The following is a 14,068-nucleotide window of genomic DNA, read 5'->3' on the forward strand; positions in this document are numbered from 1 at the left end:
CGGAGGTCGAGGGTGTCGGACGTTCGGAACCTGATCGTCGTGGGATCGGGGCCCGCCGGGTACACCGCGGCGGTCTACGCGGCGCGTGCCCAGCTCGAACCGCTGGTGTTCGAGGGCTCGCAGTACGGCGGCGCGCTGATGACCACGACCGAAGTCGAGAACTACCCCGGTTTCCGCGACGGCGTCATGGGCCCCGACCTCATGGAGCAGATGCGGGAGCAGGCCAAGCGCTTCGGCGCCGAGCTGCGCGCGGAGGACGTCGAGGGCGTCGAGCTGGACGGCCCGGTGAAGTACGTCACCGCGAACGGCAAGCGCTACGCCGCCCGCTCGGTGATCCTGGCCATGGGCGCCGCGGCGCGCTACCTGCACGTCCCCGGTGAGCAGGAGCTGCTCGGCCGCGGTGTGTCGTCCTGCGCCACGTGCGACGGCTTCTTCTTCCGCGACCAGGACATCGCGGTGATCGGCGGCGGCGACTCGGCGATGGAGGAGGCGACGTTCCTCACCAAGTTCGCCCGCACCGTCACGATCATCCACCGCCGCGAGGAGTTCCGCGCCTCCAAGATCATGCTGGAGCGCGCGCGGACCAACGAGAAGATCAAGTGGCTGCTGAACGCCGAGGTCGTCGAGGTGCTGGGCCAGGCCGCCGGCTCGGTGTCCGGCGTGAAGACCCGCGACACCCGCACGGGTGAGGTGAGCGAACACCCGTTCACCGGCTTCTTCGTCGCCATCGGCCACGACCCCCGCAGCGAGCTGGTCAAGGGCCAGGTCGAGCTGGACGGCGAGGGCTACGTCCAGGTCCTCGGCCGCACGACTCACACGAACGTGGACGGCGTGTTCGCCGCGGGCGACCTCGTCGACCACACCTACCGCCAGGCGATCACCGCCGCCGGTTCGGGCTGCGCCGCCGCGATCGACGCGGAGCGCTGGCTCGCCGAGCACGGGACCACGGAGGCCGCCGTCACCGCCGAGCACGTCGGCGGCGGCTACGGCGAGCCCGTCTCCACCAGCTGAACCCACCTTTTCCGAGGGAGAAACACGACATGGCAGGCACCCCCGTGGTCACGTCCGCTCAGACGTTCGTCGATGACGTCCTGACCAGCGAGAAGCCCGTTCTGGTCGACTTCTGGGCGACCTGGTGCGGCCCGTGCAAGATGGTCGCCCCGGTGCTCGACGAAATCGCCGCCGAGAACGCCGACAAGATCACCATCGCGAAGCTCGACATCGACGCCCACCCGTCGATCGCGCGGGACTACCAGGTCATGTCGATCCCGACCCTGATCCTGTTCCAGGGCGGCAAGCCGGTGAAGCAGATCGTCGGCGCCAAGCCGAAGGCGGCCCTGCTCAAGGACCTGGCCGACGTGCTCTGAGTGCACCCGAGCGAGTGACCCGTCCGTCTTCAGAGGAGACGGACGGGTCACTCGTTTGTGGACTCGTGACCACTCGCAGTAGCCCCGTCCGTGGCATCGGCGCGCGCAGGGCACAATAGGTCGTCAAGTTCGCGTCGACGGATGTCGGCGCCTTAGTGAGCGAGGGGTGCATGCTGCTACTCCGCCGCGGGGACTTCGGTCCGGACGTCGCCGAGGTCAGGGCAACGCTGACGAAGCTCGGTCTGCTGTCCGATCCGCAGCCGTCCCAGGTGTTCGACCTGCCGGTCGAGCACGCGGTGCGCGCGTTCCAGCAGCAGCGGGGTCTCATCACCGACGGCCTCGTCGGCCCCGCCACCTACCGCGCCCTGCGCGACGCGACGTACCGGCTCGGCGACCGCCCGATCGCGTTCCTCATGGCGCAGCCGGTGACCGGTGACGACGTGTCCGCGTTGCAGGAGCGACTGCTGGAGCTGGGTTACGACGCCGGGCGGGCCAACGGCGAGTTCGGCCAGCAGACCGAGCAGGCGTTGCGGAGCTTCCAACGCGACTACGGCTTGATCGTCGACGGCGTGTGCGGCCCCGGCACGGTCCGCGCGCTGCGCCAGCTGCAGCCCAAGGTCCGGGGCGGTCGACCGGTGTTCCTGCGCGAGCAGGAGCGGGTCCGCCGGGCCGGGCCGAGGCTGTCCGGCAAGCGCATCATCATCGACCCCGGTCACGGGGGCGAGGACCGCGGCGTCGTGGTCGACGGCGTGTCCGAGGCCGACGTCATGCTCGACCTGGCCAGGCTGCTCGAGGGCAAGATGGCCGCCACCGGCATGGAGGCCCTGCTCACGCGCGGGCCGAACCACAACCCGGACGAGGGCGAGCGGGCGCGGTTCGCCAACGAGGCGGGCGCGGACCTGATCCTGTCCCTGCACACCGACCGCAACGCGTCGCCCCTGGCGTCCGGTGTGGCGACGTTCCACTTCGGGACGGGCAACGGCACGTCGTCCACGGTCGGCGAGGCGCTGGCCGGCTTCATCCAGCGCGAGATCGTCGCCCGCACCGGCCTGCTCGACTGCCGCACGCACCCGAAGACGTGGGACATGCTCCGGATGACCCGCTGCACGGCGGTCCGCGTGGAGGTCGGCTACCTGACCAACGCGGGTGACCGGCAGCGGCTGGCCAACCCGTCGTTCCGCGACGTGGTCGCCGAGGGCATCCTGGTCGCGGTGAAGCGCCTGTACCTGCTGGGCAAGGACGACCAGCCGACCGGCACGTTCACCATGGACGACCTGCTGCGGCACGAGGTGGCCACCGGCAAGCTCCGCTGACCGGGCCACGGGTCGACGTGCTGATCGGACGGTGACGGCGGCGCGTCCCGGGTGCCCGGAGGCGGACCGGTGGACGCCTACCAGTCCGCCGGCACGTCCAGCACCTCGGCGACGGCGTCCTCGTCGTCCGCGCGGTTCTGGGCGCAGGTCCAGCATCAGGTCGGTCAGCTCGTCGACCAGCTACCCGGTCGGGACGGCCTCGGCCTGCCACCCGTCGAGCAGTGTGCGAATCTTCACGAAGTCCCGCGAGCCCTCGGTGATCGCGAGTACTTTGCCCTGGATCTCGACACCCACGTCCACGAGTCGATCTTATTGGCCGGCGCCGCCGGTGAGGAGCACGATGGAGTTCTACCGCCTCGAACCCGAGGTCGCCGGCGCGTTGGGCGAAGGAACCGTGATCGACGCCGCGGCCCACCCGCCGCGCATCGAAGCGGTGCACTACGAGATCACCGACTGGGCCGGCGACGACCTGGTCGAGGCGTTCCCGGTCTACCTGGTCACCGACGACCTGGCCGACACGCTGGTCGACAGCGGCTTGGACGCCTTCCGCGTCCGCCGCGCCACGGTGACCGTCTCGGACGAGGCGCAGGAGCTGCTGGAGGGCAAGGAGCTGCCCACCTTCCACTGGCTGGAGGTCACCGGCCAGGCGGGTGTGGACGACCTCGGCGTCACCGACCAGGGACAGCTCGTCGTCAGCGAGCAGGCGCTCGACCTCCTCCAGTCCGGCGCGCTGGAGAACTGCGAGATCGACCGCTTCTGACCACCGACCGCTCCTAACCGGGGTGTGCGGGCGTCTCCCACGCGATGCCCGGCAGCACGTGGCCGGTCTCCAGCAGCGACTTCAGGTTCGACAGCACGGCCGCCCAGCCGGACGCTGCCCGCGCGCGCTCCGCCTCGTCGGCCAGACCCGAGTGCGTCACGGTCAGCCGCACGGTCCCGCCGTGCGCGTCGATGCGGAACGTCACCGTCGACGTCACGGCGGGCTCCGCCGGGTCCGCCCACGCCGTCACCAGGCGGCGCGGCGGGTCGGCCTCGACGACCCGGCCCACCACGTCGTCCACGTCCGAACCGCTCGCACGCCGGTGCGCCCGCCCCGAGCCGACCTGCCGGTCCGGGCTGTCGCGGTGGCCCCGGTACCGGGCCGTCAGGTCCGCGTCGGTCAGGGCCTGCCACACCCGTTCGGGCGTGCTCCCGATGTACGTCACGTACCCGAACTCCGGCTCGACCGGTTCCTCGGCCCGTCGTTCCACGTCACCGAGCGGCCGTTCGAACTTGTCGATCCACCGCTCCCGCACCTCGTGCAGCGGCGCCGGGTTGAGGTAGTGCAGCTTCTCCCGGCCTCGGCGGGTGGTGCCGACCAGGTTCGCCGCCTCCAGCACGGCCAGGTGCTGGGTGACGGACTGCCGGGTCATCCCCAGCCGGGCGCACAGCTCTCCGAGCGTCTGGCCGTTCTCCTCGCGCAGCCGGTCCAGCAGGTAGCGGCGGGTCTCGTCGGCCAGGGCCTTGAACACCTTGTCCACCCGGCAAGTTATGCAGGCAATCGACTGCCCGTCAATCCGCGCCGATAAAACCCCAGCTCATGGGGGTCTCACACGGGCTTGAAACTGGGCTCCGGCGGGGCGGCGGTCACCGTCACGGAGCTGAGCAGGCGCTCCAGTGCCGCCTCCACGTCTTCCTTCCACGACGACGCGCTGCGCAGCTCCAACCGCAACCGCGGCCAACGGGGGTGCGGGCGCACCGTCTTGAAGCCGACCTGGAGCAGGAAGTCGGCCGGCGTGACGCAACCCGGCCCGTCGACCTCCGGCCGGTTGTCGCCGAACGCCTCGATCGCCTTCACCCCACGACGCGTGAGGTCCTTGGCCACCGTCTGCACCAACACCCGCCCGAGCCCGCCACCGCGGAACTCCGGCAACACCTCGAGACCGGTCATCAGCACCGCGTCAGCGCTGGCGGGGGAGGTGGGGAAGGCCAACGACCTGGGCACGGCCGCCGGGGGCGCGTAGAACACCGATCCGGCGGGAATCCCGTCCAGGTAGATGATCCGACCGCAGGAGCCCCACTCCAACAGCACGCTGGAGACCCAGGCCTCCTTCTCGAACTCGGTGTCCCCGAACTCCTCGGCCTGCTCCTTCAAGTGGGGCGCGAGCTCCCAGAACACGCAGGTCCGACTGTGCTTGGACAGGTGTTCCAAGTTGTCCAAGGTGACGCCCAGGACCCGACGCGACACCCCGACCTCCCAGCCCCCGACACTTCCCCCACGAGGATAGGCGGATGTGACCCCCGCCCGGAAGGCACATGCCCCGAACGGGACGGCCGTTACACTCGGGCGGGAACAAACCCGCCGGTAACAGCCACCTACGGAGTTTCCCGTGAACCTACCCGGAGTGCCCCCCAAGCAGGGAGCCAGAAGCCTCGACCCCCACCTGCGCCGGTACGCGGCGCGCACGGCGGGCATGACGGCATCGGAGATCCGGGCGCTCTTCGCGGTGGCGAGCAGGCCTGAGGTGGTGTCCCTGGCGGGAGGGATGCCGCACCTGGCAGCACTGCCGCTGGAGTCCCTCAGCGCGGAGGTGGCCGACGTCGTGGCCACCGAGGGGCTCGTCGCGCTCCAGTACGGCAGCGCGCACGGCGTGCCCGAGCTGCGTGAGCAGATCTGCGACGTGATGGCGCTGGAGGGCATCAACGCCCACCCGGACGACGTGGTGGTGACCGTCGGCTCCCAGATGGGCCTCGACATGGTCACCCGCATCTTCTGCGACCCCGGTGACGTCGTGCTGGCCGAGGGCCCGTCCTACGTGGGCGCGCTGGGCTCGTTCGCCGCCTACCAGGCCCAGGTCGTCCACGTGGGCATGGACGCCGACGGCCTCATGCCGGACGCCCTGCGCGAGGCCATCGCCGCGGTGGAGCGCTCAGGCCGCCGGATCAAGTTCCTCTACACGATCCCCAACTTCCACAACCCGGCCGGCGTCACCCTCGCCGTCCAGCGCCGGGCGGAAGTCCTGGAGATCTGCCGCACGCACGGCATCCTCGTGGTCGAGGACAACCCGTACGGCCTGCTGGGCTTCGACGGCGTCACGTACCCGGCCCTGCGCGCGACCGACCCGGACAACGTCGTCTACCTGGGCTCGTTCTCCAAGACCTTCGCCGCCGGCCTCCGGGTCGGCTGGGTCCTGGCGCCGCACGCCGTCCGCGAGAAGCTCGTCCTGGCGGCCGAGTCGGCCACCCTCTGCCCGCCGACCCTGAACCAGCTGATCGTGTCGCGCTACCTGACGACGCACGACTGGAAGGGTCAGATCAAGACCTACCGCGAGGCCTACCGGGAACGCCGTGACGCGGCGATCTCGGCACTCGAACAGCACATGCCCCTTGGTTCCACGTGGAACAAGCCGAACGGCGGCTTCTACGTCTGGGTGACCGTTCCCGAAGGCATCGACACCAAGGCCATGCTGCCCCGCGCCATCACCCAACGCGTGGCGTACGCGTCGGGCACCGGCTTCTACGCCGACGGCCTGGGCAGCCGGCAGCTGCGCATCTCGTACTGCTACCCGACGCCCGAACGCATCCGCGAGGGTGTGCGACGGCTCGCGAACGTCATCAAGGACGAGATCGAGCTGCACGAGACGTTCGGCCCGACCGTGGGCCGCGCCGTCTCCGGCCCGCACAGCCCCTCGCCCGACACCGCTTGATCAGGAGCACACGTTGTCCAACCGCTGGGTCGCAGTCCTGTCCGGGGGCCTTTCGCACGAGCGGGAGGTGTCCTTGCGATCCGGTCGCAGGCTGTCCGCCGCGCTGCGCTCGGTCGGCCTGGTCGTGGAGGAGTGGGACGCCGACGGCAGCCTGCTCACCCGCCTGAAGGAGCACCGTCCCGACGCCGTCGTGGTGGCACTGCACGGCGGCGAGGGCGAGAACGGTTCCGTGCAGACCATCCTGGAGCTGATGAACGTCCCGTTCGTCGGCACGGACTCCCGCGCCTGCCGCCGTGCCTGGGACAAGCCGACCGCGAAGGCCGAGCTGGCGCGCGCCGGCCTGGCCACCCCGGAGTGGGCGGTCCTGCCCCACGCCACGTTCCGCGAACTGGGCGCCCGACCGGTCCTGGACGCCATGGTCGAACGCCTGGGTCTGCCGCTGATGCTCAAGCCCGACCAAGGCGGCTCGGCCCTGGGCGCCCAGGTGGTCCGCGACGCCGCCGAGCTCCCGACCGCGATGGTCGGCTGCCTGGCGTACGGCGACACGGTCCTGGCCGAGCGCTTCGTGGCGGGCGTCGAGGTCGCCGTCGCGGTGGTGGACGGGCCGGACGGCCCCTACGCCCTGCCGCCGGTGGAGATCGTCCCGGAGAACGGGGTCTACGACTACACCGCCCGGTACACGGCGGGGCTCACCGACTTCCACGCCCCGGCGCGCCTCGACGAGAAGGCCGCCCAGGCGGTCGGCGAGCTGGCCGTCTCCGCCCACCGGCTCCTGGGTCTCCGGGACGTCTCCCGGACCGACGCCATCGTCGCGCCGGACGGCACCGTCAACTTCCTGGAGGTGAACGTCTCGCCCGGCCTGACCGAGACCTCGCTCCTCCCGATGGCGGTCGAGGCGGCCGGCCGGTCGCTGGGGGACATCTACGCGGGTCTCATCGAGCGCGCGGTCGCGCGTTAGACCCTCTCACCACACGATGACGGCCCGTGTCCAGTTGGACACGGGCCGTCATCGTCACCGTGACAAAAGGCCCTTGGGTGATCCCTTGCGCCTCAAACGAATCCTATTTGTCCGTTTTCATCGCACGCCGCGCCGCCTCCGGTGACATGAGCTCGATGATCCGCTCCAAGTCGTCGACGGACCCGAACTCCACCACGATCCGGCCCTTCCGCTGCCCCAGCTCGACCTTCACCCGCGTTTCGAAGTTGTCCGACAGCCGCTCCGCCAACTCCTGCAACCCGGGCGCCTGCATCGGCTTGCGCCGCACGACCTTCGCCCTGGCCGGCTCCGCGCCCTTGGCCAGGGTCACCGCTTCCTCGGTGGCGCGGACCGACATCCCCTCGGCGACGATCCGGGTGGCCAGCTCCTCCTGCACCCCGGGGTCCTCGACCCCCAGCAACGCCCGCGCGTGCCCCGCCGACAACACCCCGGCGGCCACCCGCCGCTGCACCGGCAGCGGCAGCTTCAGCAGCCGGATCGTGTTCGTCACCACCGGCCGGCTCCGGCCGATCCGGTCGGCCAGCTCCTCGTGCGTCACGCCGAACTCCTCCAGCAGCTGCTGGTAGGCCGACGCCTCTTCCAACGGGTTCAGCTGCACGCGGTGGATGTTCTCCAGCAGCGCGTCACGCAGCATGACGTCGTCGGCCGTGTGCCGCACGATCGCCGGGATCGTCTTCAACCCCGCCAGCTGGGTCGCCCGCCACCGCCGCTCGCCCATGACGAGCTCGTAGTGGTCCGGCCCGATCGCCCGCACCACGATGGGCTGCATCAACCCGAACTCGCGGATCGAGTGCTCCAGCTCCCGCAGCGCCTCTTCGTCGAACACCTGCCGCGGCTGCTTCGGGTTCGTGCGGATAGCCGTGACCGGCAGCTCCTGGTACACCGCGCCGGCCACCTCCCCGGTCAGGTCGGGGGAGGGCGCAGGGGTGGACGACCCGTTGGCACCGTGGGAGGCCGCCCGCGACGGCGACGGCGACGGTGTCCCCGGAGGCGGCCCACTGGGGATCAGGGCCGCGAGCCCTCGGCCGAGGCCACCCTTGCGCTGTTCCGTCATGCCGATCCCATCTTCGCGCCGAACTCGGCGATCTCCCGTGCCGCGTCGAGGTAGCTCATCGCGCCCCGTGAGCCGGGATCGTAGGCGAGCACCGTCTGGCCGTAACCCGGAGCCTCGGACACCTTCACGCTGCGCGGGATCACCGTCCTGAGGACCGTGTCGCCGAAGTGGCCGCGCACCTCGCTGGTCACCTGGTCGGCCAGCTTCGTGCGGCCGTCGTACATCGTCAGCAGGATCGTGGACACGTTGAGCGTCGGGTTCAGGTGCGCCTGCACCAGCTCGATGTTGCGCAGCAGCTGCCCCAACCCCTCCAGCGCGTAGTACTCGCACTGGATCGGGATCAGCACCTCCTGCGCGGCGACCATCGCGTTGACGGTCAGCAGGCCGAGCGAGGGCGGGCAGTCGATGAACACGTAGTCCGGCTTGATGGAGTCCAGCGCCTCGGGGCTCAGCGCTTCCTTCAGCCGCGACTCGCGGGCGACCATCGAGACCAACTCGATCTCCGCGCCCGCGAGGTCGATCGTGGCGGGCACGCAGTACAGGTTCGGGGATGCGGTGCTCACCTGGGCGGCCTCGGCGACGGACAGCTCGCCGATCAGCACCTCGTACACCGACGGCGTGCCGGAGCGGTGCTCGACGGCCAGCGCCGTGCTCGCGTTGCCCTGCGGGTCGAGGTCGATGACGAGCACCTTGAGCCCGTGGATGGCGAGCGCGGCGGCCAGGTTCACCGTGCTCGTGGTCTTGCCGACGCCACCCTTCTGGTTCGCGACCACCATGACCCGGCGACGGTCCGGGCGGGGGAGTTGGAGGGAGTCTGGGTGCAGGACGCGGGTGGCGCGTGCCGCTTCTTCCGCGATGGGAGTCCACACGGTGCTGTCTCCTGCCGGTTCCACGTTGTTGGCCAAGTTCGACTCGGATGCGGGGCGGAGCACTTCGCCCGCGCCCATCACGCCTTCGGGTTCGGTTCCACGTGAAACACCGGCTGCTTGGAACACCGGTTGCAGGGGGTCCGGGTACACGTTCACCGATCCTTCCTTCTGCGACGCGCGCCTTCACGGCGGCTCGCCTGCTCATCGCGCTCCACGAGCACGACCGTCGTCGGCAGTTCGAGTACTTCACCACCGCAGGTGATGACGCGTGGTCGGATGCCTCCGGCCCGGCGCACCGCCTCGGCGTCGCGTTCCAGTTCTTCCGCGGCACTCTCGCCCTTGAGGGCGACCAGGAGCCCGCCCGGTCGGAGCAGCGGCAGGCACCACCGCGTCAGCCGTTCCAGCGGAGCGACCGCACGGGCCGTCACGACGTCGCTGTCGGACAGCAGGTTCCGCACCGGTGCTTCCTCGGCCCGACCGCGGACCACGGCGACCTTGAGGTCGAGCGCCTCGACGCACTCGGTCAGCCACGCCACCCGGCGTGCCATCGGCTCCAGGAGCGTGAGGTCGAGGTCGGGGCGGACGATCGCCAGGGGGAGACCCGGCAGGCCCGCGCCCGAGCCGACGTCCACGACCCGCGCGCCTTGGGGGAGCACCTCCGCCACGACGGCCGAGTTGAGGATGTGGCGCTCCCAGAGCCGGTCGACCTCCCGGGGGCCGATGAGCCCGCGTTCGACGCCGTGCTCGGTGAGCAGTGCCGTGAAGGCGACCGCCTTGTCGTAGTGGTCACCGAAGACCTTCTTAGCGCGGTCTTCCACCTCTGCGGCCATGTCTCCGTCCGGGACGTTTCACGTGAAACCACACCGGACGCCGGCGGCGGCCGGGTGTGGGCGATGGGGTTGGGGCGTCTCGCCGAAGAGGCGGTGAGCCCCACGAGATGTGCCGGCCCCCACTATGACGGATCACCCCGGCGACACGCCAAATCCGAGTCGCGTTTCACGTGAAACTTTCGATCCGACCGTCCTTCGGCAGCACGCGCAGGAGTTCCAACGCGTAGTCGACCGACTCGACGTGGTCCAGTCCGGGCACCTCGGCGAGCGGGAACCACGCCGCTCGGTCCGTGCTGCCGCCGACCTCGAACGTCAACTCCCCGCCGACGACGTGCGCCTCGTACAGGATCCGGATGCGGTGGTAGTCGACCTCGACGCCGTCGCGCACCATCGGCCCGTAGACGTTCTGGATGCCGAGCAGCCGGTCCACCTCCGCCCGGTAGCCGGTCTCCTCGAACACCTCGCGGACCACCGCGTCGTACGGGTCCTCACCGTGGTCGAGCCCACCGCCGGGCAGGATCCACCTCGGCCGGTCCGGTCCGAGCCAGCGGGACAGCAGCAACCGGTCGTCTTCGATGATCACGGCGTAGGCGGCGACGCGGAGCTTCCGAATGATCTCAGTCATCCCGCGACCGTTTCACGTGAAACGCGCCGAGGGGAAGAGGAACCGGCCGAGCTCGACCTGACCGCCGAACCCGACGCCGCCCACGCCACCGACCGGCCGGCTGATCCTGGTCGAGGGCCGCTGGTCCACCGGCGCGGGTCTCACCGCCGCCGAGTGCTTGGCGATGGCGGGGGAGGGGGACGTCCACCCGCTCACCGACCCGACCCTGCGGGGCCGGGAGATCGCCGACGAGGGGTACCTGGTCCAGGTCTGACCGCTGGTCGCCGACAGCCGGTCGCCGGTCGACCGGGGAACCGGAACGGCCCCGATCCCATCAGGGACCGGGGCCGTTGCGCGATCGGCTCGAACAACCCGCTCAGGGCTTCGGCAGCACCACCACGCGGCGCTGGGGCTCCTCGCCCTCGCTCTCGCTGTGCACGCCGTCCACGGCAGCGACGGCGTCGTGCACGACCTTCCGCTCGAACGGGGTCATCGGGTGCAGCCGCACCTTCTCGCCCGTCGCCACCACCTTCTCCGCCGTGGTCCGGCCGAGGTCGGCGAGCTCGGCCCGCCGTCCGGCGCGCCAGCCGGCGATGTCCAGCATGAGGCGGCTGCGCACGCCCGTCTCCTGCTGGACCGCGAGCCGGGTCAGCTCCTGCAACGACTCCAGGACCGTGCCGCGGGTACCGACCAGCTTCTCCAGGTCGTCACCGCCGTCGATGCTCACGATCGCCCGACCCGCCTCGACGTCGAGGTCGATGTCGCCGTCGTAGTCGAGGAGGTCCAACAGCCGCTCGAGGTAGTCCCCGGCGATGTCACCCTCCTGGACGAGCAGGTCCTCCGAACTCCCCGAGCGCGCCGGCGGAACCTTGTCGGCCTCCGGTGCGTCCACGTCGGCCGCCTGCAACGTCTCCGACACGATGTCTCCTCTCCAGGGTCAACGACGCTTCTTGTTGCCCTGCTTCTTGCCAGGGGATTGGTCTGGGCTCAGACCGGGAACCTCGGTGGACGGCTTCGCGGTCGGGGTCGACTCGCTCGCGTCCGGAGTGGCCTCGGCCTCCGCGGCGTCCTCGGCGGCGGGCTGGGCGCCCGCCGGCTTGCGCTGCGGCTGCGGCTTCTGGCCGGGCTTGGGCTTGGTCACGGGCTTCACGCCCGGCTTCGGGGCGAGCGCCGACCGCTGCGCGGTGGCCTCGACCTTCTTCGCCTCTTCCTCGCGGTCGATGCGGTGGTACACGACGTACTGCTGACCCAGCGTCCACGCGTTGTTACTCAGCCAGTAGAGCAGGATCGCGATGGGGAAGAAGAGGCCACCGACGAGCACGCCCAGCGGGAAGATGTAGAGCGTCAGCTTGTTCATGATCGCGGTCTGCGGGTTGTCCGTCGCGGCCTGCGTCTGCCGGGCCACCGAGTGGCGCGCGGTGAAGTGGGTCGCGATCGACGCGATGATCATCAACGGGATGGCCACGTACAGCACCGCGCTGCGCTCGGTGGCGAAGTCCGTCAGCGACGGCTGGCTCGGGTCGTCCCACGGCATCGTGATGAACGTCGACAGGTTCGCGCCGAACAGCTTCGCGTTGACGAACGACTCGACGCCCTGGGCGTCGAAGAAGTAGACCTCGCCCCAGCCGGGCTTGAACGAGCGCAGCACGTGGAACAGGCCGATGAACACCGGGATCTGCACCAGCATCGGCAGGCAGCCGCCCAGCGGGTTGACGCCGTGCTCCGACTGGAGCTTCTGCATCTCCTGCGCCTGGCGCTGCTTGTCGTTCGCGTACTTCTTCTTGATCTTCTGCAGCTCGGGCGCGAACTCCTGCATCTTGCGCATCGAGCGGACCTGGCCGACGAACGGCTTGTACAGGATCGCGCGCAGCGAGAAGACGAGGAACACCACGGCCAGCGCCCACGCGAACCCGCTCGACTCGCCGAAGACGTGGCCGAACACCCAGTGCCAACACCACAGGATGAAGGACACCGGGTAGTAGATGAAGTTGAGCACTAGCTACTCCTCGGCAGGAAGGTCGGGGACCGCGTTTCGCCTCGGCGGAACCGGGTCCAGGCCACCAGGGTGCCAGGGTCCGCAGCGACCCAGCCGGCGGAGGGTCAGCCAGGAACCGCGCAGCGCACCGTGGACGGTCAACGCCTCCACCGCGTACGCACTGCAACTCGGGTGGAAACGGCAGGTCGGGGGCAGCGCCGGTGAGATGAACTTCCGGTAGAAGCGCACCGGCAGCAGCAGCACCCGCACGACGGGGCTCACCTGGACGGTCGTCATCGCAGCACCTTGTGCAGCGCCGCGTCGAGGTCACGGCCGAGCTCGGCGCTGTCCGCATCGGCTGACGGTGCCAACGCGCGCACGACCACCGAAGTTCCGGGCGGCAGCGCGGCGAGCCGATCCCGCACCAGGTGCCGGAGCTTGCGGCTCACCCGGTGCCGGACCACGGAGTTGCCCACGGCCTTGCTCACGACGAAGCCCACCTTGGACGGGTCCAAGGTGGGCTGCGCCGAGGTGCGTTGCTCCGCGGAGGCGCCGTTGGACGCCGCCGGGGTGCGTTGCTCCGCCGAAGCGCCATCGGGTGCGGCCGGGGTGCGTTTGCCCGCCGAGTCGCCGTCGGACGGCGTCGGCGTCAGGACGTGCACCACCAGCCGGGACCGGCCGGCCCGGCGGCCTCGGCGGACCACCAGGCCGAAGTCCTGGCTGTGGGTCAGCCGATTGGCCGCGGGTAGCACGGCGCTGCGGCGATCAGGCGGACAGCTGCGTGCGGCCCTTGCCCCGGCGCGCGGCCAGGATGGCGCGACCGGCGCGGGTGCGCATGCGCAGCCGGAACCCGTGCGTCTTCGCACGGCGACGGTTGTTGGGCTGGAAGGTGCGCTTACCCTTGCTCACGGTCGGACTCCCGGTGCTTAACTGCCAAGCAGGTCTGTGGTTGTCCCCAGCGATCGAGCCTTAGGCGCGCGAAAAGCACCCCACGCAAGCGGGAGACGGTTACGAGGGTACGCAGCCCCGGGGGCGCGGTTCAAATCGGGGTCGCACCCGGGGCGCGCCGGACGGCGTTCCAGGCACGGAAAGGGCTTGCGCGACCGCACGTCTTGTGGCAGGGCCCACACCTTGTTAGCGTGCTGCCTTCGCGGGTGATGCGGGTTGACGCGGGCCGGGCCGCACGAGGGAAGACAGCCCCGCCACGCCGGCCGCAGGCGCCCGGGAGCAACGGGGGGATCCGCTGCCGTCCGGGCCTCGTTCGTGCACAGTTGTGGATAACTCTGTGGATGCCTCTATCCTCCGTGTCCACGTCGTGGAAGTTCCCCGGGGACTGCCCGCGGAGACGTCACCGAGGGGAGGGGAGCGCGGAG

Annotated in this window: 18 protein-coding genes; 6 read left to right on the plus strand and 12 right to left on the minus strand. The window is 70.4% G+C overall.

Going from position 1 to position 14,068, the window contains the following annotated elements; genetic code table 11:
• Nucleotides 1-12: 12 nt before the first annotated feature.
• From trxB to ACQPYE_RS40605, 4 genes are all read left to right on the plus strand, one after another.
• Nucleotides 13-1,011, plus strand: a complete 999-nt coding sequence (gene trxB / locus ACQPYE_RS40590) for a thioredoxin-disulfide reductase (protein WP_498718417.1) — start codon at nt 13-15, stop codon at nt 1,009-1,011.
• 29 nt (nt 1,012-1,040) lie between these two features.
• On the plus strand, nt 1,041-1,367 hold the full coding sequence (gene trxA, locus ACQPYE_RS40595) for a thioredoxin (RefSeq protein WP_498718418.1): 327 nt from the start codon (nt 1,041-1,043) through the stop codon (nt 1,365-1,367).
• Between the two features lie 170 nt (nt 1,368-1,537).
• The gene (locus ACQPYE_RS40600) at nt 1,538-2,680 is read left to right on the plus strand and encodes an N-acetylmuramoyl-L-alanine amidase (RefSeq protein WP_498718419.1); all 1,143 of its coding nucleotides are present in this window, start codon (nt 1,538-1,540) and stop codon (nt 2,678-2,680) included.
• 340 nt (nt 2,681-3,020) lie between these two features.
• The gene (locus ACQPYE_RS40605) at nt 3,021-3,440 is read left to right on the plus strand and encodes a hypothetical protein (protein ID WP_498718420.1); all 420 of its coding nucleotides are present in this window, start codon (nt 3,021-3,023) and stop codon (nt 3,438-3,440) included.
• 13 nt (nt 3,441-3,453) lie between these two features.
• On the opposite strand, the gene ACQPYE_RS40610 is transcribed toward ACQPYE_RS40605, so the two are convergent.
• Nucleotides 3,454-4,200: an ArsR/SmtB family transcription factor gene (locus ACQPYE_RS40610; protein ID WP_498718421.1), complete on the minus strand. Its 747-nt coding sequence runs from the start codon at nt 4,198-4,200 to the stop codon at nt 3,454-3,456.
• Nucleotides 4,201-4,268: 68 nt separating this feature from the next.
• On the minus strand, nt 4,269-4,907 hold the full coding sequence (locus ACQPYE_RS40615) for a GNAT family N-acetyltransferase (RefSeq protein WP_498718422.1): 639 nt from the start codon (nt 4,905-4,907) through the stop codon (nt 4,269-4,271).
• A 142-nt stretch (nt 4,908-5,049) separates the two neighbouring features.
• Between ACQPYE_RS40615 and ACQPYE_RS40620 the strand changes: the two genes are divergently transcribed.
• Together ACQPYE_RS40620 and ACQPYE_RS40625 are read left to right on the plus strand one after the other, a co-directional pair.
• Nucleotides 5,050-6,366 carry an aminotransferase-like domain-containing protein gene (locus tag ACQPYE_RS40620; protein ID WP_498718423.1) on the plus strand — a complete coding sequence of 439 codons (1,317 nt, stop codon included), beginning with the start codon at nt 5,050-5,052 and terminating at the stop codon, nt 6,364-6,366.
• Between the two features lie 13 nt (nt 6,367-6,379).
• Nucleotides 6,380-7,324, plus strand: coding sequence for a D-alanine--D-alanine ligase family protein (locus ACQPYE_RS40625; protein ID WP_498718425.1), 945 nt, complete (start codon nt 6,380-6,382; stop codon nt 7,322-7,324).
• Between the two features lie 103 nt (nt 7,325-7,427).
• Here the strand turns inward: ACQPYE_RS40625 and ACQPYE_RS40630 are convergent, their stop codons facing one another.
• The 10 genes from ACQPYE_RS40630 to rpmH all read right to left on the minus strand — a co-directional run bounded on the left by ACQPYE_RS40630 (nt 7,428) and on the right by rpmH (nt 13,604).
• Nucleotides 7,428-8,417 (minus strand): ParB/RepB/Spo0J family partition protein, encoded by a 990-nt coding sequence (locus ACQPYE_RS40630; RefSeq protein WP_498718426.1) that lies wholly within the window; start codon nt 8,415-8,417, stop codon nt 7,428-7,430.
• Entirely contained in the window at nt 8,414-9,364 is a 951-nt protein-coding gene (locus ACQPYE_RS40635; RefSeq protein WP_498723090.1) for a ParA family protein, read from the minus strand. The genes ACQPYE_RS40630 and ACQPYE_RS40635 overlap by 4 nt, the downstream gene beginning before the upstream one ends.
• Nucleotides 9,365-9,438: 74 nt before the next feature.
• On the minus strand, nt 9,439-10,116 hold the full coding sequence (rsmG, locus tag ACQPYE_RS40640; protein ID WP_498718428.1) for a 16S rRNA (guanine(527)-N(7))-methyltransferase RsmG: 678 nt from the start codon (nt 10,114-10,116) through the stop codon (nt 9,439-9,441).
• Between the two features lie 166 nt (nt 10,117-10,282).
• Nucleotides 10,283-10,741: an NUDIX hydrolase gene (locus ACQPYE_RS40645; protein WP_498718429.1), complete on the minus strand. Its 459-nt coding sequence runs from the start codon at nt 10,739-10,741 to the stop codon at nt 10,283-10,285.
• A gap of 12 nt (nt 10,742-10,753) precedes the next feature.
• Entirely contained in the window at nt 10,754-10,936 is a 183-nt protein-coding gene (locus ACQPYE_RS40650; protein WP_498718430.1) for a hypothetical protein, read from the minus strand.
• A 160-nt stretch (nt 10,937-11,096) separates the two neighbouring features.
• Nucleotides 11,097-11,639: a Jag family protein gene (locus ACQPYE_RS40655; RefSeq protein WP_498718431.1), complete on the minus strand. Its 543-nt coding sequence runs from the start codon at nt 11,637-11,639 to the stop codon at nt 11,097-11,099.
• Between the two features lie 18 nt (nt 11,640-11,657).
• Complete coding sequence (gene yidC / locus ACQPYE_RS40660; RefSeq protein ID WP_498718432.1) at nt 11,658-12,716, minus strand: membrane protein insertase YidC; 1,059 nt, start codon at nt 12,714-12,716, stop codon at nt 11,658-11,660.
• A gap of 3 nt (nt 12,717-12,719) precedes the next feature.
• Complete coding sequence (yidD, locus tag ACQPYE_RS40665; protein ID WP_230569489.1) at nt 12,720-12,992, minus strand: membrane protein insertion efficiency factor YidD; 273 nt, start codon at nt 12,990-12,992, stop codon at nt 12,720-12,722.
• Nucleotides 12,989-13,447, minus strand: a complete 459-nt coding sequence (gene rnpA, locus ACQPYE_RS40670) for a ribonuclease P protein component (RefSeq protein ID WP_498718433.1) — start codon at nt 13,445-13,447, stop codon at nt 12,989-12,991. Before rnpA ends, yidD begins: the two co-directional genes overlap by 4 nt.
• A gap of 13 nt (nt 13,448-13,460) precedes the next feature.
• A complete protein-coding gene (rpmH, locus tag ACQPYE_RS40675) occupies nt 13,461-13,604 on the minus strand; it encodes a 50S ribosomal protein L34 (RefSeq protein WP_053714552.1) in 144 nt (47 codons plus the stop codon).
• Nucleotides 13,605-14,068 lie beyond the last annotated feature (464 nt).

The sequence above is a fragment of the Actinosynnema sp. CA-299493 genome (assembly GCF_050946825.1).
Lineage (GTDB): Bacteria > Actinomycetota > Actinomycetes > Mycobacteriales > Pseudonocardiaceae > Actinosynnema.

What these genes read in the sequence shown, in the direction of transcription:
- trxA (WP_498718418.1), top strand. Translation starts at nt 1,041, where the DNA reads ATGGCAGGCACCCCCGTGGTCACGTCCGCTCAGACGTTCGTCGATGAC.
- ACQPYE_RS40600 (WP_498718419.1), top strand. Translation starts at nt 1,538, where the DNA reads ATGCTGCTACTCCGCCGCGGGGACTTCGGTCCGGACGTCGCCGAGGTC.
- ACQPYE_RS40605 (WP_498718420.1), top strand. Translation starts at nt 3,021, where the DNA reads ATGGAGTTCTACCGCCTCGAACCCGAGGTCGCCGGCGCGTTGGGCGAA.
- ACQPYE_RS40630 (WP_498718426.1), bottom strand. Translation starts at nt 8,417, where the DNA reads ATGACGGAACAGCGCAAGGGTGGCCTCGGCCGAGGGCTCGCGGCCCTG.
- ACQPYE_RS40635 (WP_498723090.1), bottom strand. Translation starts at nt 9,364, where the DNA reads ATGGGCGCGGGCGAAGTGCTCCGCCCCGCATCCGAGTCGAACTTGGCC.
- rsmG (WP_498718428.1), bottom strand. Translation starts at nt 10,116, where the DNA reads ATGGCCGCAGAGGTGGAAGACCGCGCTAAGAAGGTCTTCGGTGACCAC.
- ACQPYE_RS40645 (WP_498718429.1), bottom strand. Translation starts at nt 10,741, where the DNA reads ATGACTGAGATCATTCGGAAGCTCCGCGTCGCCGCCTACGCCGTGATC.
- yidD (WP_230569489.1), bottom strand. Translation starts at nt 12,992, where the DNA reads ATGACGACCGTCCAGGTGAGCCCCGTCGTGCGGGTGCTGCTGCTGCCG.